General features: G+C 68.7%; 21 protein-coding genes and 1 pseudogene. 8 read left to right on the top strand and 14 right to left on the bottom strand.

Going from position 1 to position 25,510, the window contains the following annotated elements; all coding sequences use genetic code 11:
- Positions 1-2 precede the first annotated feature (2 nt).
- From ABD108_RS09750 to ABD108_RS09715, 8 genes are all read right to left on the bottom strand, one after another.
- On the bottom strand, positions 3-1,055 hold the full coding sequence (locus tag ABD108_RS09750; RefSeq protein ID WP_220658745.1) for an MCE family protein: 1,053 nt from the start codon (positions 1,053-1,055) through the stop codon (positions 3-5).
- Complete coding sequence (locus ABD108_RS09745) at positions 1,052-2,143, bottom strand: MCE family protein (protein WP_220658744.1); 1,092 nt, start codon at positions 2,141-2,143, stop codon at positions 1,052-1,054. Before ABD108_RS09745 ends, ABD108_RS09750 begins: the two co-directional genes overlap by 4 nt.
- Entirely contained in the window at positions 2,140-3,477 is a 1,338-nt protein-coding gene (locus ABD108_RS09740; protein WP_220658743.1) for an MCE family protein, read from the bottom strand. The genes ABD108_RS09745 and ABD108_RS09740 overlap by 4 nt, the downstream gene beginning before the upstream one ends.
- Positions 3,474-4,313, bottom strand: coding sequence for an MlaE family ABC transporter permease (locus ABD108_RS09735; protein WP_220658742.1), 840 nt, complete (start codon positions 4,311-4,313; stop codon positions 3,474-3,476). The genes ABD108_RS09740 and ABD108_RS09735 overlap by 4 nt, the downstream gene beginning before the upstream one ends.
- Before the next feature lies 1 nt (position 4,314).
- Positions 4,315-5,049: an MlaE family ABC transporter permease gene (locus ABD108_RS09730; RefSeq protein ID WP_220659592.1), complete on the bottom strand. Its 735-nt coding sequence runs from the start codon at positions 5,047-5,049 to the stop codon at positions 4,315-4,317.
- A gap of 484 nt (positions 5,050-5,533) precedes the next feature.
- A complete protein-coding gene (locus ABD108_RS09725; protein WP_343930148.1) occupies positions 5,534-6,979 on the bottom strand; it encodes a M20/M25/M40 family metallo-hydrolase in 1,446 nt (481 codons plus the stop codon).
- Entirely contained in the window at positions 6,979-8,220 is a 1,242-nt protein-coding gene (locus ABD108_RS09720; RefSeq protein WP_305110508.1) for a M20 family metallo-hydrolase, read from the bottom strand. Before ABD108_RS09720 ends, ABD108_RS09725 begins: the two co-directional genes overlap by 1 nt.
- Positions 8,221-8,275: 55 nt before the next feature.
- Positions 8,276-9,595 carry an MFS transporter gene (locus tag ABD108_RS09715; RefSeq protein ID WP_255585786.1) on the bottom strand — a complete coding sequence of 440 codons (1,320 nt, stop codon included), beginning with the start codon at positions 9,593-9,595 and terminating at the stop codon, positions 8,276-8,278.
- A gap of 179 nt (positions 9,596-9,774) precedes the next feature.
- Here ABD108_RS09715 and ABD108_RS09710 point away from each other — a divergent pair, with 179 nt between their 5' ends.
- A complete protein-coding gene (locus ABD108_RS09710; protein ID WP_305110506.1) occupies positions 9,775-10,932 on the top strand; it encodes an RsbRD N-terminal domain-containing protein in 1,158 nt (385 codons plus the stop codon).
- On the opposite strand, the gene ABD108_RS09705 is transcribed toward ABD108_RS09710, so the two are convergent.
- Positions 10,899-11,513, bottom strand: a complete 615-nt coding sequence (locus ABD108_RS09705; protein WP_305110504.1) for a TetR/AcrR family transcriptional regulator — start codon at positions 11,511-11,513, stop codon at positions 10,899-10,901. The two genes, ABD108_RS09710 and ABD108_RS09705, sit on opposite strands and share 34 nt — an antisense overlap.
- 92 nt (positions 11,514-11,605) lie before the next feature.
- Here ABD108_RS09705 and ABD108_RS09700 point away from each other — a divergent pair, with 92 nt between their 5' ends.
- Together ABD108_RS09700 and ABD108_RS09695 are read left to right on the top strand one after the other, a co-directional pair.
- Positions 11,606-12,496, top strand: coding sequence for an oxygenase MpaB family protein (locus ABD108_RS09700; protein WP_220658737.1), 891 nt, complete (start codon positions 11,606-11,608; stop codon positions 12,494-12,496).
- A 9-nt stretch (positions 12,497-12,505) separates the two neighbouring features.
- Complete coding sequence (locus tag ABD108_RS09695; RefSeq protein ID WP_305110502.1) at positions 12,506-13,669, top strand: endo-1,4-beta-xylanase; 1,164 nt, start codon at positions 12,506-12,508, stop codon at positions 13,667-13,669.
- Between the two features lie 122 nt (positions 13,670-13,791).
- On the opposite strand, the gene ABD108_RS09690 is transcribed toward ABD108_RS09695, so the two are convergent.
- Positions 13,792-14,142 carry a hypothetical protein gene (locus ABD108_RS09690; protein WP_305110500.1) on the bottom strand — a complete coding sequence of 117 codons (351 nt, stop codon included), beginning with the start codon at positions 14,140-14,142 and terminating at the stop codon, positions 13,792-13,794.
- A 301-nt stretch (positions 14,143-14,443) separates the two neighbouring features.
- Between ABD108_RS09690 and ABD108_RS09685 the strand changes: the two genes are divergently transcribed.
- Positions 14,444-15,643, top strand: a complete 1,200-nt coding sequence (locus ABD108_RS09685) for a lipase family protein (RefSeq protein ID WP_305110498.1) — start codon at positions 14,444-14,446, stop codon at positions 15,641-15,643.
- Here ABD108_RS09685 and ABD108_RS09680 read toward each other — a convergent pair.
- Both ABD108_RS09680 and ABD108_RS09675 read right to left on the bottom strand, forming a co-directional pair.
- The gene (locus tag ABD108_RS09680; protein ID WP_255585785.1) at positions 15,633-16,292 is read right to left on the bottom strand and encodes a TetR/AcrR family transcriptional regulator; all 660 of its coding nucleotides are present in this window, start codon (positions 16,290-16,292) and stop codon (positions 15,633-15,635) included. The two genes, ABD108_RS09685 and ABD108_RS09680, sit on opposite strands and share 11 nt — an antisense overlap.
- A 505-nt stretch (positions 16,293-16,797) precedes the next feature.
- On the bottom strand, positions 16,798-19,035 hold the full coding sequence (locus ABD108_RS09675; protein ID WP_220658733.1) for an NADP-dependent isocitrate dehydrogenase: 2,238 nt from the start codon (positions 19,033-19,035) through the stop codon (positions 16,798-16,800).
- A 223-nt stretch (positions 19,036-19,258) separates the two neighbouring features.
- On the opposite strand from ABD108_RS09675, the pseudogene ABD108_RS09670 reads away from it, so the two are divergent.
- A pseudogene (locus tag ABD108_RS09670) lies at positions 19,259-19,405 on the top strand (transcriptional regulator); the annotation flags it as partial.
- Positions 19,406-19,499: 94 nt separating this feature from the next.
- Positions 19,500-20,603: a DUF808 domain-containing protein gene (locus tag ABD108_RS09665; RefSeq protein ID WP_255585784.1), complete on the top strand. Its 1,104-nt coding sequence runs from the start codon at positions 19,500-19,502 to the stop codon at positions 20,601-20,603.
- Here the strand turns inward: ABD108_RS09665 and ABD108_RS09660 are convergent.
- Positions 20,585-21,418, bottom strand: coding sequence for a MerR family transcriptional regulator (locus ABD108_RS09660; protein ID WP_343930147.1), 834 nt, complete (start codon positions 21,416-21,418; stop codon positions 20,585-20,587). The genes ABD108_RS09665 and ABD108_RS09660 overlap by 19 nt on opposite strands.
- A gap of 17 nt (positions 21,419-21,435) precedes the next feature.
- Positions 21,436-22,131 carry a lysoplasmalogenase gene (locus ABD108_RS09655; RefSeq protein ID WP_343930146.1) on the bottom strand — a complete coding sequence of 232 codons (696 nt, stop codon included), beginning with the start codon at positions 22,129-22,131 and terminating at the stop codon, positions 21,436-21,438.
- A 60-nt stretch (positions 22,132-22,191) separates the two neighbouring features.
- On the opposite strand from ABD108_RS09655, the gene ABD108_RS09650 reads away from it, so the two are divergent.
- The gene (locus tag ABD108_RS09650; RefSeq protein WP_220658730.1) at positions 22,192-23,445 is read left to right on the top strand and encodes a serine hydrolase; all 1,254 of its coding nucleotides are present in this window, start codon (positions 22,192-22,194) and stop codon (positions 23,443-23,445) included.
- Between the two features lie 56 nt (positions 23,446-23,501).
- Positions 23,502-25,418, top strand: a complete 1,917-nt coding sequence (locus tag ABD108_RS09645) for a potassium transporter Kup (RefSeq protein WP_305110494.1) — start codon at positions 23,502-23,504, stop codon at positions 25,416-25,418.
- Positions 25,419-25,510 lie beyond the last annotated feature (92 nt).

Genomic DNA, 25,510 nt, shown 5'->3' with positions numbered 1-25,510 from the left:
CGTCACTTCTGTCCCCCGTTCGTGAGCAGGTCGGTGCGCACCGGCGGCCGCGCGCCCGGGAACACCGGCAGGCCGGGCGGCGTGAGGTTGGTGACCACCGATTCCTGCCATCGGCCGTTGCCGAAGACGTTGGCGTACACCTTGTAGAACGGGGCCAGCAGGGTGATGGTGCTCTCCAGGCCCTTCTTGTTGTCCTGCAGCAACTGCACCACCTGGCGCAGCGAGGTGAGCGCGGGACCGATCTGCTGCTCGTTGTCCCGGACGATGCCGGTGAGGGTCGCCGACAGCGACTGCGTGGTCTGCAGCAGCCGGGTGATGTCGTCCTGCCGCTGATTCAAGGTGGTCAGCAACAGGCCGGCGTCGGTGATCAGCTTGCGGAAAGTATCCGAGCGGTCGGCGAGGATCTTCGAGGTCTTCCCGGTCTGCTCCAGCAGCCGCTGCAGTTCCTCGTCGCGCTTGTTGATGGTGTCCGACAGCCGGGTGATGCCGGTCAGTGACTCCCGCACGTTCGGCGGCGTCTCGCGGAAGGCGTCGGCGAGTGTGCGCATGCTGGTGGCGAGCCGCTTGGTGTCGGTCTTGTCGATGGAGGCGCTCGCGTCCGAGAACGCGGCCACCACGTCGTACGGCGAGGTGGTGTCGGTGATCGGCCGCTTCGGATCCAGCCGATCGGCTCCCCGCGGCTCGAGTGCCACGTACTTCTGGCCGAGCACCGTCTTGATCTGGATGCTCGCGGAGGTGTTCTCCCCCAGCCAGACGTCCTTGGTGCGGAAGGTGACCTTCGCCTTCGCGGCCTTGGTATCCAGATCCACGGCCTGCACGGTGCCCACCTTCACACCCGCGACGCGCACCTCGTTGTTCGGCAGGAGGCCCGCGGCCTCACTGAACAGTGCCGTGTACGTGGTGCCGGCACCGATCAGCGGCAGCCGGTCGATGAAGAAGGCCGAGGCGGTGGCCATGAGGAGCAGCACGATCCCCATGGCGCCCATGGTCACCGGCGATCGGCGGGCACCGCGGCGCCGCTCGGGGTAGGTCTTCGTCACGTCCTTCTCGCTCATCGCGGCGTCCCGTCCCGGTAGCACCGCGTGGCGGTGTTGGTGTACACGGGCTGATTCACGGTGGGCACGTCGATCGCGAGCGCGATGTTGTCTCCCTTGCCCGTACCCGCCACGATGTCGACACCGCAGAGGTAGAACTGGAACCAGCCGCCGAAGGACGCGAGCCGACCCACCGCCTGGATCTTCTCCGGGAGGAAGTTCAGCGTGTGCGCCACGTCGGCGCTGCGCCCGTTCAGCTTGTCGGTGAGGTCCTTCAGCGCCGCCACATCGTCCTTGATCGCACCGCGCGTGGGAGTGAGGATCGATTCGGTGACGGCGGTGAGCTGCGAGACGGAGCCCAGTGCCGAGCCGATCGCGCCGCGGTCCTGGGACAGGCCCGACACCAGCTGCTGGGTGTTGTCGAGCAGATCGGTGAACTGCTTGTCCCGCTCGTTGATGGTGCCGAGGACCTTCGTGAGATTGGTGATCAGCTCGCCGATCACCGCGTCCTTGTCGGCGATCGTGTTGGTCAGCGATGCGGTGTTCACGAGCAGATCGTTGATCGTGCCGCCCTGGCCCTGGAAGACCGTGATGATCTGGCCGGCGAGCTTGTTCACGTCGTCCGCCGTCAGCTGCTTGAACAGGGGCTTGAAACCGTTGAACAGGTCAGTGAGGTTGACGGCGGGCCGCGTCCGCTCGATGGGGATGGTGTCCCCCGGCTTGTACGGCGTGGCACGGGATTCGCCGCGTACCGGATCGTTCTCGGTGGGCGCCTGCATCAGTTCGAGGTACCGCTGTCCGACGAGGTTGCGCAGCCGCAGCGCCGCCGTCGCCGAACCGGGGATCGAGTCCCGGTCGGAGAGGTTGAACGCGACATCCGCCTGGCCGCGGTCGTGGATCTTCACGCCGGTGATCTGCCCCACGCGCACGCCGGCGATCCGGACCTCGTCGCCCTTCTGCACCATCGTGGCGTCGGAGAAGATGGCGTGGTAGTCACGGCCGAAGCTGAAGTTGAGCTGGGCGATCGAGGCGCCGAGGATGCCGGTCGCGGTGGCCGTGATGACGGCGAAGGCGATCAGCTTGAGCAGGGGGCCGGTGAGCGGCTTCATCGGATCTGCACCTCCTTACCCACCATGGCGGGCACGAAAACCGTGGTCAGCCAGTCGGGTACCTCGGATGCATCGACGCCGGAGGCCACCGCGAAGCTCGCGCGGGTGGCGCGGGCGTTCTTCCCGGCCACGCCGACCGTGGCCATCTCCGACGGTGCGCGGAACTGGGGCTCGGGCAGCTGGTACCGCGAATCCTGGACGCCGGGGTTGCGCGCGGGAGTGGCGAACGCGCCACCGGCGTAGGGGCCGCCCGGGTACATCGGTGCGGGTTTGGTCTTGATGGCGTTGTAGCAGGCGGGACCGCGATCGTCGAACCACCGGGGCTCGTCCTGGTTCGGCAGGTAGCGGCCGCGGGAGTTGGCCACGATCATCGAGATCCGTGCGGCGGGCTGATTCGTCTCCTTACCGACGATGCGGTTCGCCTCGGGCAGCAGGGTGGCGAATCGTTCGAAGGTGCAGCCCAATTCGGGCGAGTAGCGCGCCAGGATCGAGATGGTGGTGTTGGACTTGTTCATCACCGTCACCAGTTCCTCGCGATTGGCCTCGAGCAGACCTGCGGTGCGGCCCGCGCCGTCGGCGACGGAGGTCCAGAACGCGTGGAAGGCCTGCTGACCGGACACGACGGTGGTGTTGGTGGTGCGGAACGTGTCCAGCGCCGTGATCAGGTCCGGCAGGGCATCGCTGTAGGTGGCCGAGACGGTGGCGAGCGAGCGCAGCGAGGACTGCAGATCGGGCATCACGGCATTGACCTTGGAGAAGATGTTCGTGAACTGCCCGATCGCGGTCTGCAGGTTCTTCCCGTTGCCGGACAGCGCGTTCGACAGCGCTCCCAGGGTGGCGTTGAGGTCCTGCGGCGGGACCGCTCGCAGCAACGGGAGCAGCTGATCGAAGAGCTCGTTGAGCTCGGTGGCATTGCCCGAGGTGTCGGTCTGGATCGTGGCACCGTCCTGCAGCGCGGAGGCGCCCGGGGTGCCGGTGCCGCCCTGCCCGGCCGGGACCTGCAGCGCCACGTACCGCTGGCCGAACAGGGTCTTGGGAAGGATGCGCGCGGTGACCGCGCCGGGGATCTGCCGGGCCTCGTCGGGCTTGAGGCCCATGCGGATCACGGCCTTGCCGTCGCGGACCGAGACATCGCGCACGGTACCCACCTCGACGCCGCGGGCGCGGACCTCGGAATTGACCGGCAGCGACGCCCCCGCGGTATCGGTGACGAGCTCGACCCAGGTGAAGGTCTCGAACCGCTGCTGGTACTTCCCGATGGTCGCCACCAGGAACAGCACGCACACTCCGAAGAAGGCGAGGCCGAGCAGCCGCCGCCGCACCGTCTGACTCATGCGATCTTCACCGTGGTCGTGGTGCCCCAGATGGCGAGGCTGAGGAAGAAGTCGAGCAGCGCGATGGCCACCAGCGAGGTGCGCACGGCGCGGCCCACGGCGACGCCGACACCCGCCGGACCGCCCGAGGCGTTGTAGCCGTAGTAGCAGTGCACCAGCACCAGCACGAAGGCGAAGACGAGCACCTTGCCGAACGACCAGAGCACGTCGACCGGTGAGAGGAACAGATTGAAGTAGTGGTCATAGGTACCGGTGGACTGACCGAGCAGCGTGGTGTTCACGAATCGGGTCATCACGTACGAGGCGAGCAGTCCCACGATGTACAGCGGGATCACGGCGACGAAGCCGGCGATCACCCGGGTGGCGGTGAGGAAGGAGATCGACGGGATGGCCATCGCCTCGAGCGCATCGATCTCCTCGGAGATCCGCATGGCCCCGAGCTGCGCGGTGAAACCACAGCCGACGGTGGCCGACATCGCGAGGGCTGCGACGAGCGGGGTCAGCTCGCGGGTGTTGACATAGGCCGAGAGGAAGCCGGTCATCACGGAGGCGCCGAGCTGCTGAAGCGCCGCATTGCCCTGGAGCCCCACCACGATGCCGGTGAAGCCGCAGAGCATGAGGACCACGCCCACGGTGCCGGCGATCACGGCGAGCGCACCGCTGCCGAAGGCGACCTCGGCCAGCACCCGGCCGACTTCCTTGGGGTAGCGCCGGATCGACTGCGGGATGAAGCCGATGGACCGGCCGTAGAAGGACATCTGCTCGCCGGCACCGTCGAGCACCTTGAGCGGGGCCTGCGCGGCCTTGCGCGCCTTGTTCGTGAAGTTCAGCGACATCTCACGAGCCCTTCGCCGGGACGACCTGCAGGTAGACCGCCGTGAGGATGATGTTCGCGAAGAACAGCAGCAGGAAGGTGATCACCACGGACTGGTTGACGGCGTCACCGACGCCCTTCGGACCGCCGCCCGGATGCAGGCCCTTGTACGCGGCGACCACGCCGGCGATGAGCCCGAAGATCAGCGCCTTGAACTCGCCGACCAGGAGGTCGGGCAGCTGCGCCAGCGCGGAGAACGATGCCAGGTAGGCACCCGGGGTGCCGTGCTGCAGCACCACGTTGAAGAAGTAGCCGCCCACCACACCGACCACCGAGACGAGGCCGTTGAGGAAGGCGCTGACCAACATCATTCCGAGCACCCGGGGCACCACGAGGCGGTGCACCGGATCGATGCCCAGCACCTCCATGGCCGCGATCTCCTCGCGGACGGTGCGCGCGCCGAGGTCGGCGCACACGGCGCTGCCCGCCGCGCCGGCGACCAGGAGCGCCGTCACCACGGGCGCGCCCTGCTGCACGACCGCGAGCACGCTCGCGGCGCCGGTGAAGCTCTCGGCGCCGAGCTGGCCGATGAGCGAGCCGGTCTGCAGCGAGACGATCGCGCCGAAGGGCACCGCGACGAGCGCCGTCGGGAGGATGGTGACGCTGGCGATGAACCACGACTGCTCGATGAACTCGCGGTACTGGAAGGGCCGCTTGAAGGTGTTCCGCACGATCTGCGCGAACAGTTGGAAGATCATGCCGGCCTGCGACAGCGCGGACGTGCCACCCTGCGCCGCTCTGGCGACGCTGCGTTGAACGATCGACACGGGCCCTCACACTGACTGCTAGCTGCATCGACGACCCCGATCCCGCGGGCCGCCGCGTCCCGAACCACTTCGGACGCCAACGAAGACTAGCGGTATGCGATAGCCGGACCCCAGATGATGCGGGCCTTGCGATGGCGAACGCGGTGAGGCCGATCGAGCGCCCTCCGCAGCGGGGCTCGGGAACGGAATCTGCATCGCTGCAGAATCTCAGCGACGAGCCAGGGTCGGCTCAGGCTTCTGAGCTGGGACGAGGGCGGGCCCGCCGCCGAGGCGCCGGCACCCGGTGCGCCGCCGCACTCGGCACGCCCCCGTCTCGTTCGCCCGATTCGCGCGTTGTCACCGAGTGTGTCACAGAACACTTTCGCCACGCACTGTAACGAACGACTCATGCTGCCGACTCGCCGATCAGCCGCTCTCAACCGTTGGCGTAGGCCTTGGTGAGGTCGTAGAGAAAGGCGCGGCCGTCGTACAGCGATTTCACAGGAACCCGCTCGTTGAGCCCGTGCATGAACGTGTCGTTCGGCTTGGAGAGGATTCCGCTGATGCCGTACACGGGGGTGTCGGTGAAGAAGATCGCATCGGTCGCACCGGCGGACATGAACGGGACCACGGTGATGCCCGGCCAGATCCGCTGCCCGATCGAACGGATCGGGTCGACGATCGCGGGCGTCAGGTCGGCGACCTTCGCGATGTCGGTGGAGAACGGGTCCGTCGGCGTGACGGCGATCCGCGGTTCCGCCAGCACGTCGTTCAGGGTCCGCTGCACGTCCTGCGGTGACGCGTTCGGTGCGATCCGGCAGTTGACGTTGGCCGTCACCCGCTGCGGCTGGGCGTTCTTCGCGTGGCCGCCCGTGATCTGCGTCGGAATGCATGTCGTGCGGAGCGCGGCGTTGTACCCCGGAGACCTCGACAGGACGTCCGCCGCGACGGCATCGTTGGGATCGGCCACGATGGCCCGCATCGCGTCGCCCACTTCGCCGGGGTTGAGCGGGGCCAGCGCGGTGAAATTCTGCCGCACGGTCTCGTTGAGCTGTACCGGGAAGCGGTACGCCGCCAGCCGGTCGAGGCCCGCCGACAGCGCGGCGATCGCATTGAAGGGTCCGGGCTGGCTGCTGTGGCCCCCGGGGTCGGTCACCTCCAGGGTGAAGTCCTGGTACTGCTTCTGCGCCGCCTGCACTTCCAGGGTGACGGGTTTGCCGTCCTGGTCGAGTTGGCCGCCGGCGCCCTCATTGAGAACCAGGCGTGCGTCCAGCAGTTCCGGCCGGTTGTCGCGGAGCCACTTGACCCCGTTCTCCTGGTCTCCGCCCTCTTCGCCGCAGGTGAGGGCGATGCGCACCGGCGCCTTGGGTAGGAAGCCCTCGGCGCGGTAGCGGATCATCGAGTCCACGAAGATCGCCGCCATCGACTTGTCGTCGTAGGTTCCGCGGCCGTAGAAGTAGCCGTTCTCCTCGACGAGAGTGAACGGGTCGCGTTGCCAATCCTCGCGTTTCGCTTCGACCACGTCGAGATGTGCGAGCAGGAGAACGGGCTTGGCGTTGGTGTCCGAGCCGCCGAGTGTGGCCACCAGGCCGCCGTCCTTGGGACGCCCCGGCGGTGTGAACTGGACGATGTCCTTGTCGGAGTACCCGCCGGCCTTGAGCCGGTCCGCCATGCGCTGCGCGGCCAGGGTGCAACTGCCCGCCGAGGGCGTGGTGTTGGTCTCCACGAGCTCACGGAAGGTGTCACGGAAGGCGGCGTCGCCGGTGGCGGCCGCCGTGGGCGAGGATGATGCCGGCTCGCCGGAATTCCCTGCGCCGCATCCGGCGAGTGCGAGCACGGCTACCGTGCCGACAACGAGTCGGCGTCGTCCGTCGGTGAACATCACAGGGCTCCGTCCATCATGCGGTGCAGTGTTTCGGTGAGGACCTCGACGCCGGCGACGGCGTCGTCGTCGGTGGTGCGCTCGAGTTCGTTGTGCGAGACGCCCTCGACGCTGGGCACGAAGAGCATCACGGTGGGAACGACGTCCTTCATGTTCACGGAGTCGTGACCGGCCACGGTGAGCAGTTCCCGGTTCGACAGTCCGAGATGCTCGGCCGCCTTCCGGGCGAGTGCGACGCCCTCCTGCTGGAACGCCAGCTGTCCCCAGGAATGCGTACGGGTCCAGTCGATCCGAACCTGCGCCCGGCGCTCGATCTCGCCGATCCGCGACCGCAGCAGCTGTTCCGCCTGTTCCAGGACCTCCTCGTCGGGCGATCGCAGGTCCATGTTGAAGGTCGCCTCCCGGGCGATCACCACAGGCGAGTTGGGTTCGATGATCATCCGGCTCACCGACGTGTGCAGGGGCGCATCCGCGAACTGGTCCGCGAGCTCACGGGCCAGGACCACGAGGAGCGAGGCGCCGAGCAGTGCGTCATGCCGGTCCGCCATGACCGCGGAGCCGGTGTGCGCCTGTTCGCCGCGCACGGTGAAGGCGAACTTCCGCGCGCCCCAGGTGCCGGCGACGAGCCCGATCGTCGTCTCGGTGTCTTCGAGGATTCGGCCCTGTTCCACGTGGATCTCCGCGTAGCCGGCAACGGCGGGCATCGCGAAGTCCCCGATCGTGCCGATCTCGGACAGCGCCTGCTCCACACTCACACCATCACCGTCGGTGGTGGCCAGAGCCTGTGCCCTGTCCATCTTCCCGGTGTGGACGGAGGAGCCCATCATGCTGGGTGTGAAGCGGCTGCCCTCTTCGTTGAACCAGTTCACCACCGCCACGTTGTACGTCGGGACGCGGCCCTCCGATCGGAACCGGTCCGCCGCGCGCACGGCGGCGTGCGCCGAAGCGAGCACGCCGTAGGCACCGTCGTAGCGCCCCGCTCGCGGCTGCGAGTCCATGTGCGATCCGGTGAGAACGTACGGCGCACCGGGATTGAGGGTGAGCAGGCCGAACTGATTGCCGATCCCGTCGTACCCCGTCTCGAATCCGTGCTCGTCGAGCCAGTCCCGCAGCCACCGCCGTTGCGCACCGTCGGGGGCCGTGGCGGCCTGCCGGTCGACTCCCCCGCGCTCGGTGGCCCCGAACCGCGACATGGCCGCGAAATCGGTGAGGTAGTCGGTCGTGGTCGTGCTGTCGGTCATGGTGTTGCCCCTCGGGAGAAGAGAATGGTCGATGGGAACGGGCTTGTCGATCGCGTCAGATCTTGAGGCCGGCTTCCGGGATGCTGATGCGGCGCGCCGTGAGGGCACCGGCGATGGTGATGACCGCGATGAGGATGAGCAGGCACGCGCTGGGCCAGAGCGTGTCACCGGTGACGGTGAGGATGGCCGTGGCCAGCAGCGGGACCAGTCCGGCGAGCACGGCGGCGGCGTTGCCGCACACCGAGACTCCGGTGTACCGGACCGGCGCCGGGAACAGGCTGGTGATGATGGCGCCCTGCACGGAGTAGGCGAAGGAGACAACGCCCACGCCGACCGTCATCGCCACCACCACGAGTACCGGTTGCGCGGTTCCGATGGCCATGAAGATCGGGAAGGCCAGGATGGCGGTGATCACGCCCGCGCCGGCGGAGACACGGGTGGATCCGTACCGCTCCCCCAGTCGTCCACCCGCCCAGATCACGATGAGCTCGAAGGACGCGGCGATGAAGGTGGCGGCGAGCAGGAGGGAGGTGTCCAGGTGCAGCACCCGCTGGCCGTAGCTGACCACGAAGGTGGTGACCAGATAGAAGCCCGCGATACCGAGCAGCGCCACGGCGGACCCCGCCAGCACCTGCCGCCACGATCCGCGCAGAACCTGCGAGAGCGGCGCTTCGGCAACGGCGCCACTGTCTTTCAGCTCCAAGAACGCGGGCGACTCCTCGAGCCTGCTGCGCAGCGCGACGGAGGCGATCAGCATGGGCAGGGCGAGCAGGAACGGGATGCGCCAGCCCCAGTCCTGGAACCGCTCATCACCGAGGGCGGCGGAGGTGAGGAAGAAGACGCCCGACGAGAGGATCGTGCCCACCGGCGAACCCAGCTGCGGAACTGCCGCGTACCGGGCTCGTTTCGCGGCGGGGGCGTTCTCGGCGGTGATGGTGACCGCGCCGCTCCACTCGCCGCCGACGGCGAGTCCCTGCAGGATCCGGAGCACCACCAGGATGATCGGCGCAGCGATGCCGATCGACGCGTAGTTGGGCAGCACGCCGATCAGCACGGTGGCGATCCCGATCCCGACGATCGTGGCCATGAGTACCTTGCGCCGCCCGATCCGATCCCCGAGCCAGCCGAACAGGATGCCGCCGAAGGGACGGGCGATGAAACCGACGGCGAGGGTCGCGAACGACGCCATCGTGGCCGCAAGGGCGTTGTGCGAGACGAAGAACTGCACGTTGAACACCAGCGCGGCGGCGGTGGTGAAAATGAAGAAGTCGTACCACTCCATCGCCGTCCCGACGAAGGCCGCGAGGGCGACGCGACGAGCGCCGTCGTCGGTGGGATCCGATGAGGTGGATGCGGCGGAGGTATCGGCTGTCACGGTGGACTCCTCTGATCGACGGGAACGCGCCGTGGTCCTGCGGTTCGTGTCTCCCCATACAAGCGGATGTGTGAGCCGCGCGACATCGACGGATGCCACGGATCTCGAAGGATACGATGTGCAGATGCACAACCTCGCCGCGCTCCGTGACGCGGACCGACCGACGGAGGACGGGCGACATGCGTGACCTCGCCGCACAGCGCACGCAAACCGGTGCACGATGGCTCGAACTGGTCGAATCGACCCGGCGCGACCTGCCCCTACTCGTGGAGGCGTTCGTGGCTGAGGTCACCGCGATTCCCGCGTACGGCGACGGTTCGGTGCCGGGAACCGAACTCCGCAAGGCGGCCTCGGAGTCGATCGATCTGCTACTCGGCGTGGTGGCGGGCCGCATCCCCGTGTCCGATCTGGGGTCGGTGCCGATCGAACTGGGACGTCGGCGCGCGCGGGCGCACGTCCCACTGGAGGACCTGGTCGCCGCCGTCCGGCTCGATTTCAGCGTGATCTGGTCGGACCTGCTGCGCCGCGCCACGAGCGACGACACGGCGGTACTGGCGTTGCACGCGGGCGATCTGTGGTCGATCGTCGACGAGTACGCCCGCAACGTGCAGCACAGCTACCTCGACGAGCGGGCGGCGATGGCCGCCTCGGCGCGCGACGAGCAGCAGTCCTACCTCACCGAACTCGTCCAGCCCGGCGGGCCGCCGCAGTCGCGGGTCGGGCGCATCGCGCGCGCTCTCGACCTCGATCCGGAATCGGTGTTCCGGGTGGTCGCCATCGGCACCCAGCACGACCGCGATGCCTACCGGGCGGTCCAGACGGCCACCCACAGCGGGGCTTCCATGCACCTGACGCGGCGGGAGGACGCCGTCGTGATCTTCTGGCCCACGTCGTCCGGTGCGCTCACCGACGAGGTGCAACTGCGCCTGCTCGATCGGATCCCCGGCGGGATCGTCGACGACGTGGACGGGCTGGGGAACGTCGCACGGGGAGCCGACGCAGCCGAACAGGTGCTCGCGGTCCTCCGGGACGCCGATCGCGGCCTGCACGACACCCGGCGCGTCTGGCATCGCCTGAGCCGGACGCATCTCGACGCGACGCGGCCGTTCAGCGAGACGGAACTCGCCGGGCTGGATCTGCTCAGTGACACCGATCGCGAGACCGTGATCGGCACCGTGCTCGCGTACCTAGACACGGGGAGCGTGTCGGTGACCGCGGCGCGCGAATTCTGCCACCGCAATACGGTGCTCAATCGGCTCACACGATTCCGGGAACTGACCGGCCTGGACGTGACGCTGCCCCGTCAGTCCGCGTTGGCGGTGGTCCTGCTCGCGTGATCGCCTCCGGGGCCCGCATCGGCCACCGGCGCGAGAGCGGCGGCGACCACGGTGCGGTAACCACGTTCGAGAGCGTCAACGGAACGCAGTGTGCCGCTCTGGAACCCGACCAGTAGATACATCGCGATCCGCGCGTACTCGTCGGCGGCGCCGTCGTCGCCGACGAGTTCGACATAGGTGTCGCGAATGGCGGCGAGCCGGATCGTATCGACCTCGGCGAGGTGCGCGAGGACCTCGGGATCGTGCGCGGCCCACACCCGGATCGCCGCCTCGGAATCGGGGTTCAGCGTCAGGCCGATCTCGACGAGGCGTTCCAGCCGGGCGCGGGGATCGGCGATCTCCGTGGCCTCGACGATCAAGCGCTGACTCTGATCCTCGCGCCAATGCGCGATCAGCGCGGAGGTGTACTCGCCCCAGCTCGGAAAGGCGTGATAGAAGCTCCCGGTCGTGGCGCCGGCGCGGGCGCACACCGCGGCCTGTTTCAGACCGGCGTGGCCCGAGTCCGCCAACACCGCGAGACCGGCGTCCAGGAATCGGCGCTGCGCCCACCGCGTGGGCGTGGACTTCCGCGTTGCCTCCATCGCACCAGTCTCCCACCGACGACGACTGTGACCTCTTGCACATCACTATAAGTCGACTTATGGTGAGAGGGCGCCCCACCGAGGAGGACCGGATGCGTACACGAACACGGAACGCCGAGCTCGATCCGCAGGTCGACTACCACCGGATCTACCGCGACCTCACCACATTGGAGTTCCCGTGGGACTTCAACCAGGCGCTGAGCTTCGCCCTGTTCCGCACCTACGCGGTGCCCAGCATCGGCGATCTGCTGCACCGCACCCGCGAGTTCGAGGAACGCACGCAGAAGCGGTACGACGACACGGCACTCCTGCTGGAAGTGCCGCTGCTGCATGGATTCGAGGACGAGCGTGGCCGTTCCGCCGTCCGCCGGATCAACCAGATGCACCGGATGTACGACATCTCCGACGCGGACATGCTGTACGTGTTGTCGACCTTCGTCGTGGTCCCGAAGCGATGGATCGACGACTTCGGGTGGCGTCGGCTGACCGACTCCGAGGTCGCCGCCTCCGTGCTGTACTACCGGGACCTGGGGCGACACATGGCGATCCAGGAGATTCCCGAGACCTACGAGGGTTTCGCCGCGCTGATGGACTCCTACGAGGCGGAGCACTTCGGATACAGCGAGGGCGCGCGCCGGGTGGCCGACGCCACGATGGCGCTGCTCGCCTCCTTCTATCCGGCACCGCTGCGGCCGGCGATCGACGTCTTCAGCCGCTCGATCATGGACGATCCGCTGCTGCGGGCCTTCCGGTACCGCAAGCCCGGCCGGCTGGCCCGGGCGGTGTCCGTCGCGGGCCTCAAGGCACGGGCCCTCCTGGTCTCGCGACTACCCGCGCGGCGCACGCCGCTCCACGTCTACGAGATGGCGCGGATCAAGAGTTATCCCGGCGGTTTCAGCGTGCCCGCACTGGGCACTTTCGCGCCCGGGTGCCCGGTCGATCACCGCGCGCTCGCCGTCGAGGAGGACCCGGCCGGCCGGTAGCGTCGGGGAATGTCCGTCCGCGTCGCCCCCATCGTCGTCGCGCTCGCCTCGGCGGGCCTGCTGTCCGCGGCGTGCACCGTCCCGGCTCCGCCCAGCAGCCCCGACTCACCCGCACCGGCGGCCCCGACGTGCGGGCCGGACACCGCCGGCTTCCGCGGAGCCGCCGAGCGTTCCGGAATCGATGTCGGGACCGCCTACCGATCGACCTTCACCGACGGCGACCCCTGCTACGAGTCGGTCGCCGGTACCGCGTTCACCTCGCTCACCACCGAGATCGGCACCATGACGAACACCGTGGCCCCCGAGGCCGGGCGATTCGACTTCCGGGAGGCCGATGCAGTGGCGGAGACGGCGCGCCGACACGGCCAACGCTTCGACATCCACTCACTGGTGTGGGACCCGCTGGACCAGCAGGTGTGGGGCATCGTTCCGCCGTACGTCCAGCGGATGACCGACGAGGGGCGCCGCACCTTCCTCCGCGAACTGGTGACCACGGTGGTCCGCCGGTATGCGGATAGGGCGAACACCGTCACCGTGGTCAACGAGCCCTTCGATCAGCGCGGCGAGCTCCAGCGCAACGCCTGGTGGCGCACCACCGGCGACGACCGGTACATCGCCGAGGCCTTCCGCGCCGCTCGCAAGGCAGCGCCGCGGGCCAAGCTGTACCTCAACGAGCACAGTTCGGAGACGGTGAGCGACAAGTCGACCGCACTGCTCGCCCTCGCGACGAAGCTGCGGGCGATGACGGAGGACGTCGAGATCGACGGCGTCCGCGTGACCAAACCCCTCCTCGACGGAGTGGGCTTCCAGGCGCACATGCTCGGCGGCGCCGATCAACAGCCCCGGGTGGCGGACATGCGCGCGAACTTCCAGCGATTCGCCGACGCCGGCCTCGACGTTCGCCTGACCGAATTGGATGTACGGATTCCGACCGACAAGGGTGCGGCCGCCCCTGAGGACCTGCGACGCCAGGGCCGGATGTACGCCACCATGACCGGCCTGTGCCGGGAATTGTCCGCCTGCACCGGGGTCACGGTGTGGGGATTCACCGACAAGAGATCCTGGATCACCGATTATCCGGACACCTTCTCCGGCTACGGTAGCGCCAATCTCCTCGACCGCGAATACCAATCGAGACCAGCCTGGAATGAATTCATCGGGGCGCTGCGTTGATATCTCGGAATGGTCGCGTCACCATTCATCTACCCCGTTTCGAATCCGAGAACTCCCGGCTGGTCCCGCCGCGTCGCAGCGGGGCTGCGCTGCGACGAGGCGGGGGATGACCGGATCGTCGATCAGACCGGCGGGAGCGGGCTGTCGAACCCCGGATTGCTCCGCGGGTGATCACCCGAGTCGAGCGGCGTCGCCGCATTCGGGCCGGCGTTCCGCGAATCGCGCGCATCGTCGCTGACATTGCCCGGCTGAAGCGCGGACCCGGGGGCGAACACCGTGCCGTGGCCCTGCGGACCGCCGACCTGCGGACCGCCGAATCCCTGCGGACCCAGATTCTGATTCGGGGTGACCACATGATCCGAGTGGTACCCGCTCGGATTGCCCGGAACAGGCGAGGCGGACGCCGAGCCGGCACCGAACACGGCCGCCGCGGCCCCCATCGCCAGCACCCCGGCACCGACCCAACCGATCACAGTGGAAGACTTCTTCGTATTTCCGTTCACATTCATTTCTCTGACCTCCATCGTGATATCTCGCCGGCTACACTCTTTCAATGATTCATTCGCAACCGGTCTACCTTCGAGTATCCACAGCGGGCTCGCTTTCGCCAACGTCAGGCAAACAGATGTCGATCAGTTCACGAATTCTTCTCAATCGCTCCGACTTGTTTCACGGAATCGTCATCGCCCCTTTCTTCGATCTCGATATTTCCGTGCTGACCGGTGCGCCGCGGCATCGGCCGCGCTCGCTCACCGGGCCCGGTAGGTTGACGGTGTGCCACTCACCACATTCCTGGCCCACCGCTTCACCGGCCTGATCCGCGGCCTGGTGACGCCGGACCCGGTGACGCCGATCGCGGCGCCGAATTGGTCGGGACTCGACGCCCGGAGCTACGCCGAACCCATCCCCGACGCGGGAACTCCGATCGCCCAGGTGCCGCTGGCGGCCGGACTGTGGGTGGATGCCGCCGCCGATGCACACCGCTTCCTCTACGCCACCAGTAACCAGCACGGCCCGGCCGTGAGTACCGGCGCGATCTTCCTTCCGAAGTCGGCACCACCGCCCGGCGGGTGGCCGGTGATCGCGTGGGCGCACGGCACCGTCGGGCTGGGCGACGATGCCACGCCCTCGGCGCAACCGCAGTCCGACCGGCAGCAGTTCTACCTCGGACACTGGCTCGACCGCGGGTACGCGGTGGTCGCCACCGATTACGCCGGCCTCGGAACGCCCGGATTGATGAGCTATCTGAACGGAAAGGTCGAGGCGCACAACCTGATCGATTCGGTGCGCGCAGCTCGCCGCCTGAACCCGACGTTATCGGCGAAGTGGGCCCTGGTGGGCCAGTCCCAGGGGGCCGGAGCAGCCATGAACGGCGCTCGGTACGCCGCGGAGTTCGGCGCGGGATACGACCTCGACCTGCGGGGTGTGGTCGCCACCGGCACCCCCGCCAACATCGAACGGATCGTCCAATTCCTCGGGCCGTCGTTCCCACCCGCGCTCCCCCTGGCGATGACTACCTACGGGGCGTACATCCTCGCGGGCATCCGCGACGCCCGCCCCGATCTGGGTATCGATGACGTGCTCAGCGAGGAGGGCCGTCGCATCGCGGCCCTCGCCGAGACGCTCAGCCTCTACGACATGCGCGAGGAGGTGCGCGGTGCGGACGTGCGCTCGTGGGTCACCCGGCCGTTGCGCAGCATTCCCGGTGTGTACCGCGCTCTGGCAGATCACCTGTCCACCCCCGTCTCAGGGTACGACCGGCCGATCTTCCTCGGTCACGGGCTCACCGACATCGACGTGCCGATCGCCTCCGGGCTGTCGCTGGCCGCGACCCTGCGACTGCACCGGCAACCGGTGAGCGTGCACCTGTACCCCACCGACCACTTCGGCACCGTCTACGCCGCTGCCGACGACGCCGCGCGATTCCTGGACCGCGTGATGCGCGACGACGCGCCGGAGGCGCTCAGACGGTGACGCCCGCCTCGTCGGCCCGTACCCGCAGGGCCGCGATCAGATCGCGGCGCATCGACGTCCAGGTCAGCGCCGCGTCACCGTCGAGCCGCAGCGGTTCGAGCATCTGCAGCCCCCGCATCGCGGTGACCGCCGTGAGAATCCACTCGCCGAACCCCTCGATCCGCCCCAGCACGGGCAACGCCATCGCGCCGGTGGTGCGCGTGATCAAGTGCGCCACGGTGGAGTTCTCGGCCATCCGCTCGCGGATGTCGGCGTCCGTGCGGGACAGGGCCAGCATCTCGGCGATCGTGCCGATGATGGGTTGGCTGTAGAGCGCCCAGATCGCGTCGAGCAGTTCTCCGCACCGCTCCCACTCCGATCTCGCCGGGTCCTCATCGAGCGTCTTCGCCTGCCGTGCAGCGGGTCCGTCGGTGGCCAGGGATTCGGCGAACCGCTTCAGCGCCGCATCCGCGAGAGCCAGCTTCGTGCCGTAGTGGTGTTGTTGCGCACCGTGCGTCACCCCGGCTCGCGCCGCCACGGCGCGGGTCGTCATCCCGGTGTACCCCACCTCGGCGAGACTCTCGATCGTCGCGTCCAGCAAAGCGGTACGCGTGGCCTCCCGCCGCTGTTCCTGCGTCCGCCGCGGGGGGCGGCTCGAGCCATCAATCACCCCACTACAGTAAAGGCTCACCCGCATCGGTGAGAATCTTCGCCGCGGCGCGGCGGCGGGATCGCATCCCACGTTCGTCGCCCGCGTGCCCTCGTTCGACGGTTTCAGCTCCCGCCCAGTGGATCCGGCCGGGGCGCACGCGGGCGGGTGCGCCCACGCCGCGCCGGACAGGGCGTAGCCGAGTTCTTCCGCGAATTCCACTGCCGACCAGTTTGATTCGATGCCCGAAGGGATCAGCCGGGCCGGTTACGGCCAGCCCGGCCCGCACCCGGGACATCGACCTCGGCCGTCGGCGCGGTTCCGCAGGGCCCTGTCCCTGCCCACGCTTTCCCGCCGACTTTCGGGCTCACATCGCAGTTCGCGACGCCGGGCGAATTGTCCGGAAGCACGTTGAAGTCGACCTCGAGACTGTCCGTGGATCCGAGCACGCCACCCAGACCGCGGAGAAACACGGAACGGGCACCGCCGACCGAGGTCGGCGATGCCCGTTGCGGGTTGCGTGCGATCAGTCCTGGACGGAGGCCAGATCGGCGTTGAGGGTGGCGCTCGGGCGCATCACCTTCGCCATCTTCTCCGGGTCGGGCTGGTAGTAGCCGCCGATATCGGCGGGCTCACCCTGGACCGCGGCGAGCTCGCCGACGATCGTGTCCTCGTGCTCGGCGAGCGACTTCGCGAGCGGCGCGAACTTCTCCGCCAGCTCGGGGTCGTCGGTCTGCGCGGCCAGCTCCTGCGCCCAGTACAGGGCCAGGTAGAACTGGCTGCCGCGGTTGTCCAGCTCGCCGGTGCTGCGCGAGGGCGCCTTGTTGTTCTCCAGCAGCTTGCCGGTGGCCGAGTCGAGCGTCTTGGCCAGCGTGACGGCGTGCTTGTTGTCGTTCTTGAGGCCCGTCTCCTCGAGGCTCACCGCGAGCGCGAGGAATTCGCCCAGCGAATCCCAGCGCAGGTGGTTCTCCTCCACGAGCTGCTTGACGTGCTTGGGCGCCGAACCGCCGGCACCGGTCTCGTACATGCCGCCACCCGCCATGAGCGGAACGATCGACAGCATCTTGGCCGAGGTTCCCAGCTCCAGGATCGGGAACAGGTCGGTGAGGTAATCGCGCAGGATGTTGCCGGTGGCGGCGATGGTGTCGAGGCCGCGCATCGCGCGCTCGAGGGTGTACCGCATGGCGCGCACCTGGGACATGATCTGGATGTCCAGGCCCTCGGTGTCGTAGTTCTCCAGCTCCGCCTTGACCTTGGTGATCAGCTCGTTCTCGTGCGGGCGGTACGGGTCCAGCCAGAACAGCACGGGCGTACCGGAGTTACGGGCACGGTTGACGGCCAGCTTGATCCAGTCGCGGATCGGGGCGTCCTTGACGGTGCACATGCGCCAGATGTCGCCCTCCTCGACCTGCTGCGTGAGCAGCACCTCGCCGGTGGCGTTGTCCACGATGTTGGCGGTGCCCGCCGCGGGGACCTCGAAGGTCTTGTCGTGCGAGCCGTACTCCTCGGCCTTCTGCGCCATCAGGCCCACGTTGGGGACGGTGCCCATGGTGCGGGGGTCGAAGGCGCCGTTGGTCTTACAGAAGTTGATGATCTCCTGGTAGATACGGGCGAAGGTGGACTCCGGCATCACGGCCTTGGTGTCCTTGGTGCGGCCGTCGGCACCGTACATCTTGCCGCCGGCGCGGATCATGGCGGGCATCGAGGCGTCGACGATCACGTCGGACGGCGAGTGGAAGTTCGAGATACCGCGCGCCGAATCGACCATCGCCAGCTCCGGGCGGTGCTCGTGGCAGGCGTGCAGATCCTTGACGATCTCCTCGTGCTTCGAAGCCGGGAGGGTCGCGATCTTGTCGTAGAGGTCGCCGAGGCCGTTGTTGACGTTGACGCCGAGCTCCTCGAACAGGTCGTGGTGCTTGGCGAAGGCGTCCTTGTAGAAGACGCGCACCGCGTGGCCGAAGACGATGGGGTGCGAGACCTTCATCATCGTGGCCTTCACGTGCAGCGAGAACATCACGCCGGTCTCGTAGGCGTCCTGCATCTGCTCCTCGTAGAAGTCGAGGAGGGCCTTCTTGCTCATGAACATCGAGTCCATGACGTCGCCCGCACCGAGCTTCACGCTGGCCTTGAGCACGTTGGTCTTGCCGTCCGCGGTGACCAGCTCCATGCGCAGGTCGCGGTCGCGATCGAGGGTGGTGGACTTCTCTCCGTGGTAGAAGTCGCCGTGCTTCATGTGCGCCACATGGCTGCGCGAGGCCATCGACCACTCGCCCATGCTGTGCGGGTGCTTGCGGGCGTACTCCTTGACCGCCTTCGGCGCGCGACGGTCCGAGTTACCCTGGCGCAGCACCGGGTTCACGGCACTGCCGAGGATGGTGGAGTAGCGCGTCGCGATATCGCGCTCCTCGTCGGTCTTCGGCTCCGACGGCAGGTCCGGGATGTCGTAGCCCTTCTCCTGCAGCTCCGCGATCGCGGCCAGCAGCTGCGGCACCGAGGCGCTGATGTTCGGCAGCTTGATGATGTTCGCCGACGGGTCCAGCGTGAGCTCACCCAGGGCCGCCAGGTTGTCCGGGACGCGCTGCTCCTCGGTCAACCGCTCGGGGAATGCCGCCAGAATGCGCGCCGCGACCGAGATGTCGCTGGTCTGCACGTCGATCCCGGCGGGGCCGGCGAACGTGCGGATGATCGGCAGGAACGCTGCCGTGGCGAGGAGCGGTGCCTCGTCGGTCAGCGTGTAGATGATGGTCTGCTGCTGCGCACTCATATGCTTTTGCTTCTCTCCCGAATGTCTTGGTCGGTCGACTCTTGCGAACGCTTGGTCTGTGTCCATGTAACGGTTCCCCCATTATCCTCCCCTACGCCGCGCGGCCTGTGGCGGCACTCCGTCAAACGTGCGATACCCCACTGCCCGGTCCGCCCCGGGCCGCCGATCGGGGGGACTGACGACCTCTGGATACACCCCGCACGCCGCACCTATGTTGGATCGCATGAGCGGGAACGACGCCAGAGCGCAGGACATCAAGGGCTTCCTCACCACCCGCCGCGCCCGGATCACGCCGGAGGACATGGGGCTCCCCCGTGGCGGCCGGCGCCGCGTCCCGGGACTGCGCCGCGAGGCGGTCGCCCTGCTCGCCGAAGGTGATGCTCGACGGTCCGGACCGCGGCGGCACGGTGCGGATCGCGCCGGTCGCATCCGCACAAGTCGGACACCGCCGCTACGCTGACGCCATGAGTGCAGGACTAGCGGCGCTGCTCGACGACATCGCCGCGCTCGCGCGGCTCGCAGCCGCCTCGGTGGACGACGTTGCCGGCGCAGCCGGCCGGGCCAGCGCGAAGGCGGTGGGCGTCGTGGTCGACGACACCGCCGTCACCCCGCGCTACGTGCAGGGCATCAAGCCCGAACGCGAGCTGAGCATCATCAAGCGGATCGCGATCGGCTCGCTCCGCAACAAGCTGCTGATCATCCTGCCCGCCGCGCTGATCCTCAGCCAGTTCGCGCCCGGGCTGCTCACCCCCATCCTCATGCTCGGCGGCACCTACCTCTGCTACGAGGGCGCCGAGAAGATCTGGGAGAAGGTCAGCGGCCACGGTGACGGCGGCGTCGAATCGCCCTCCTCGTCCACCGGCCCGGTCGATGAGGACAAGGTGGTCAGCGGCGCCGTCCGCACCGACTTCATCCTCTCCGCCGAGATCATGGTGATCGCGCTCAACGAGGTCGCCGGCGAGGTGCTCTGGGAGCGCGCGGTGATCCTCGTGGTCGTGGCGATCGCGATCACCGCGCTGGTCTACGGCGTGGTCGCGCTCATCGTCAAGATGGACGATGTGGGCCTGGCCCTGTCGAAGAAGTCCTCGCCCACGGTCAGCAAGATCGGCTACGGGCTGGTGAAGGCGATGCCGGGCGTGCTCAGCACGCTGGCGACCGTCGGTGTGGTCGCCATGTGCTGGGTGGGCGGGCACATCCTGCTGGTGGGCCTGGACACTCTGGGCTGGCACACCCCGTACGCGATCGTGCACTCCCTCGAGGTGTGGGTCGCGGGCCTGATCCCCGCGATCGGTGCCGTCACCGGATGGCTCGCCAACACCCTGGGGTCCGCCGTCTTCGGCGTGATCGTGGGCGGCATCGTCGTGCTGGTCATGCACTTCATCCCCAAGCGCTCGAAGGGCGCGCACGAGGCCGGCCCCGACGCGCTGGTCGCAGCGGAGACCGCGGAGGTCGAGGACCTGATCGACGAGGCCCGCACGGAGTCGGCGGCGGATACCGCGGCGCCCACGGCCCCGGACACCGAGGCTCCGGCGCCCGGGACCGACGGACCTCAGCCCACCGGCACGTAGACCCTCGTGCGCAGCTGCTCGGCCGGCACCTCGCACGGATCGTCGAGGTAGACGTTGAAGTGGTGCGTCGCCGGATCACCGGCGACGCGGGTCATCGTCAGGCCGTGTTCGGCGACGTACGCGCCGATCAGGTCGTGCGCGCGGGGAATGGCCTCCTGGTACGGCCCGGTCACGGTCGCCACCACGGCACGGCGCTGCGGGGCGGCGAGGATCCCGATCGGGGCCTGCGCGGCGGTGCCCGCGGCGACCTCGACGAAGACGGATTCGTCCACGTCGTGCTCGCGGAACTCGTCGTCGTGCTCGATGCAGCCGCCCACCGGGCCGGCGGCGATGCCCTGTTCGGCGAGGGCGGGCAGGAAACGCTCCCACAGGGTTCCCTCGGCGGCGTAATCGGCGACGGTGCCGCGGAGATAGGCGAGGGTCTGTGCGGGAACGGTCTCGATGGTGACGGTGTCGGTCATGGCGGTGTCCTTCTCGGAGAGCAGATGGTCGAGGAGACGGAGCCGGCCGAGCGCCTCGTCAGCGGCCGCCGCGAGTTCGATGCGCTGCGCGGCGAGCGCGGCGTCGTACTCGGGGGTGCCTCGGACGGCGAGCAGGGCTCCGATGGCGGACACGCCGAAGCCCACGTCGCGGAGCCGGCGGATCGCCGCGGCATCGGCGAGCTGCGCCGCCGCGTACCGCCGGTAGCCGGTGGTCGCGTCCACATCGGCGGGCACCAGGACACCGTGGGTGTCGTAGTGGCGCAACATGCGAACGCTGATCCGGCTCAGCGAGGAGAACCTGCCGATGGACATCAGGGCCGGGGTGTCGGTCACCTCATCACCGTGCACGCTCACACCGTGTGAGAGTCAAGCCCCGCCCGCGCGGCACCCTCGGCGATGAGGAACTGCGCCCCGGTGTAGGTGGCCATCACGGCCCCCTCCAGCCAGGCCGGCGGCTCGCTGAGGACGAACTTGCGCAGGCCCAGAATCGAATCGCTGAGCAGGAAGAGCCCCGCCCCCGCGAGCGTGGCGCGCCGGGCGTCCGCCGGAATCGCCGGATCGAGGAGGGTGGCGGCGGCCGCAGTGCCGCTCAGCATCGCCGAATAGCCGGCCAGGACCGGGGCCAGCGCAGGGGCGGTGCGGTACGCGCCCAGCACGGTGCGGGGCGCACCCACGGCCCACAGGGCTCCGACGGCCGCGGGCCGGGCGAGCGAGACCTCGGGCCCGCGCTGGCGGAGCAGACCGGAGACGTACGCGGCGTGGCCCGTGGCGAAGCAGCTCGCCCCGAGCGCGAAGTGCCTCGGCTCGTCGCCGAGGAGCGCGACATCGCCCGCCCATCCGGCGGCCTGTCCGGCGAGGGTGCTGCTGCGCAGCGGCGAGGTCTTCGCCCGCGGATCGGTGGCGAGCGAGGCGGCGAGCACGGGCATGAGCAGTGGCTTGGTGAACCGCCGCGCGTGGTGTCGCGAGGGTTTCGCCGAGGCCGACAGCGCCGTGTCGACGGTCGCGAGGCCCGCGTAGGCCAGCTTGAGGACGGTGCTGATGCTCACGCCCGCCAATCTATCGGGTGCCCGCGGGCAGACGGACCGCGGCGACCGTAGGGTGAATTCGTGAGCATCGACACGGCAGCACCGGCCGAGGGACGCATCCGAGTGCCCCGGGATCTGGACGCGGTCACGGACATCGGCGTCGAGGACCATTCCGCGGCGGATCCCCGTGCGGTGGAGCGGGTGTGGCTCGCCGCCCGGTCGTGGTACGCGGCGGGCATGCAGCCGGCGATCCAGGTGTGCGTGCGCCAGGGCGGACGGGTGGTCCTGGACCGCGCGATCGGCCACGCCCGCGGCAACGGCCCCGACCTCGAATCGAACACCGACGACTCGCCGCCGGTCCCGGTCACCGTCGGAACGCCCTTCTGCACGTACTCGACCGCCAAGGGCGTGGCGGTCACGGTTCTGCACCGCCTGATCGAGCGCGGTGATCTCGCCCTCGACGCCCACGTGTGCGACTACATGCCCGAGTTCACCTCTGACGGCAAGGACCGGATCACGGTGCGGCACGTGCTGACCCACAGCGCGGGCATTCCCATCAACACCGGGCCGCGCCCCGATCTGCGCCGCTCGGAGGACAGCGAGTACACGCGGGCGATGCTGGCCGGGATCAAGCCCGTGTACTCCCCCGGCCGCCTGCACTTCTACCACGCCCTGACCTGGGGACCACTGGTCCGCGAGCTGGTGCTCGCCGCCACCGGGCGCAGCATCCGGGAGATCACCGCCACCGAGATCCTGGACCCGCTCGGATTCCGGTGGACCAACTTCGGCGTGGCGCCGGAGGACCTCGACGCCGTGGGGCTGAGCTACGCCACCGGCAAGCCCGCGCCGCCCGCCATCGAGGCGGCCTTCCGCAAGGTGGTCGGCGGCACGATGCAACAGATCATCCCGATGTCGAACTCACCGCAGTTCCTCACCGGCATCGTGCCCTCCTCGAACCTCGTCTCGACCGCGCACGAGCTGTCCCGGTTCGCGGAGATCCTGCGCCGCGGCGGTGAACTGGACGGCGTGCGGGTGCTGCGCCCCGAGACGCTCGACGCGGCCACGCGGCAGGCCCGGCGGCTCCGCCCCGACTTCGCCACCGGCGGCGCGCCGCTGCGATGGGGCACCGGGTACATGCTGGGCTCCGACCGCTTCGGCCCGTTCGGTCGCCACGCGCCCCGCGCCTTCGGCCACACCGGTCTCACCGAGATCGCGATGTGGGCGGACCCCGATCGCGATCTCGCCGTGGGCGTGGTGAGCAGCGGTAAGCCCGGGTCGCATCCGGAGTCAGGGCGGCACGCCGTGCTGCTGGACGCCATCGCGCGGGAGTTCTGAACGCGCGCCGACGAGTTCGGCATGCGCGATCGCAACAACGGGCCTACGCTGACGCGGTGACCGCTGCCGCCGTGCGCCCGGCCAATGTCGTCCGGCTCGCCACCGTGGTCGGTGCCCTGGGCATCGTCTTCGGTGACATCGGCACGAGTCCGCTGTACACGCTCCAGACGATCTTCAGCCCGAGCGATCCACATCCGGTTCCGGCGGACCCGAACAACGTGTACGGCGTGGTCTCGCTCATCTTCTGGTCGGTCACCTTCATCGTGACGATCACCTATGTGCTGCTGGCGATGCGCGTGGACAACCAGGGCGAGGGCGGCATCATGGCGCTGATCGCCCTCCTGCGTCGATGGGCGGAGAACGGGCGCACCCGGACCCTGAGCGTGTTGATCGCACTCGGCGTCTTCGGCGCCGCGCTGTTCATCGGCGACAGCATGATCACCCCCGCGATCTCCGTACTGTCGGCCATCGAGGGACTGAAGGTGGTCGACCCCGGATTCGAAGAGGCGATCGTGCCGATCGCGGTGGTGATCATCACCTGCCTGTTCCTCGCGCAGCGGTTCGGCACCGCGTCCGTGGGGCGGGTCTTCGGGCCCGTCATGATCACCTGGTTCACCGTGATCGGCGGCCTCGGAATCTGGGGCATCAGCCAGGAACCCGGCATCCTGCGGGCGATCTCGCCGGTCTACGCGGTCACCTTCCTGGCCGGCCATTTCGATATCGCCTTCTTCGCACTGGCTGCGATCGTGCTGTCGGTGACCGGCGCCGAGGCGCTCTACGCGGACATGGGCCACTTCGGGCGGCAACCGATCTCGATCGGCTGGATCTTCCTGGTGTTCCCCGCCTGCGCGCTGAGCTACATGGGCCAGGGGGCGCTGATCCTCGAGGATCGCGCGAACATCTCCGCGCCCTTCTTCCTACTGGCGCCGGAATGGGCGCGCATGCCGCTGGTGCTGCTGGCGACCGCGGCCACGGTGATCGCCTCCCAGGCGGTGATCACGGGTGCCTTCTCCGTGGCCTCGCAGGCGGCGCAGCTGGGCTACCTGCCTCGGCTGCGCATCGTGCACACCTCCGAGAAGACCTACGGGCAGATCTACGTGCCCTGGATCAACTGGCTGCTCATGGTGTCGGTGATCGTGCTGATCCTGGCCTTCCGCAGCTCCACCGCACTGGCCTACGCCTTCGGCATGGCCGTGACCGGAACGATCACGATCACCACCATCCTGTTCTTCTACGTCGCACGCCGCCGCTGGTCGGTGCCCGGCTGGCTGCTCACCGCCGCCGCGGCGGTCCTGCTCACGATCGACCTGCTGTTCCTCGCAGCCAATGTCACGAAGATCCCCCACGGCGCCTGGCTCCCGCTCGCCATCGCCGCCATCGCCTTCTGCGTGATGATGACCTGGCAGCAGGGCCGGGAACTGGTCTCCGCACGCCGCGCCGCGCTCGAGGGTCCGCTGCTCGGCTTCGTCCAGGACCTCCGCAAGCGCCGCCCACCCGTGGACCGGGTTCCCGGTACGGCCGTCTTCCTCAACCGCGGCGCCGATACCGCGCCGCTCGCGATGCGGGCGAACGTCGAGCGCAACCACATTCGCCACGATTGCACGGTGATCGCCTCGATCGAGACCGACACCCGGCCCCGGCTCGGCGACGCCGAGCGGATCACCGTCGATCACCTGGGCGACCGCTACGACGGGATCGCGCACATCACCGTCCGGTACGGGTACGCCGAATCGCCCGACCTGCCGACGGCGCTGGCGCGGCTCACCGTCGAGGACACCGAGGGCCTGCTGGACCTGAGCGACGCCACCTACTTCCTGTCGAAGATGGACCTGCGCCTGGGCGACGATCCCGGCATGGCCACGTGGCGCAAGCGGCTGTTCATCGCCACCTCGCACCTCACCGCCGATGCGGCCGATCACTTCAACCTCCCGGGCGACCGGACCGTGCTGATGGGCGCCCGGATCAGCGTCTGACCGCGCCGGGCAGTTGCCCGCCAGACCCGCCGACAGGGGCCGTCGATAAGCCCTGCCTACGGGACCGATAGGCCGCTCTACCTCGAATTTCT

The organism is Tsukamurella strandjordii (assembly GCF_039525985.1).
In the GTDB taxonomy this organism is placed as follows: domain Bacteria; phylum Actinomycetota; class Actinomycetes; order Mycobacteriales; family Mycobacteriaceae; genus Tsukamurella; species Tsukamurella strandjordii.
This window is presented reverse-complemented; position numbering and strand designations above follow the sequence as displayed.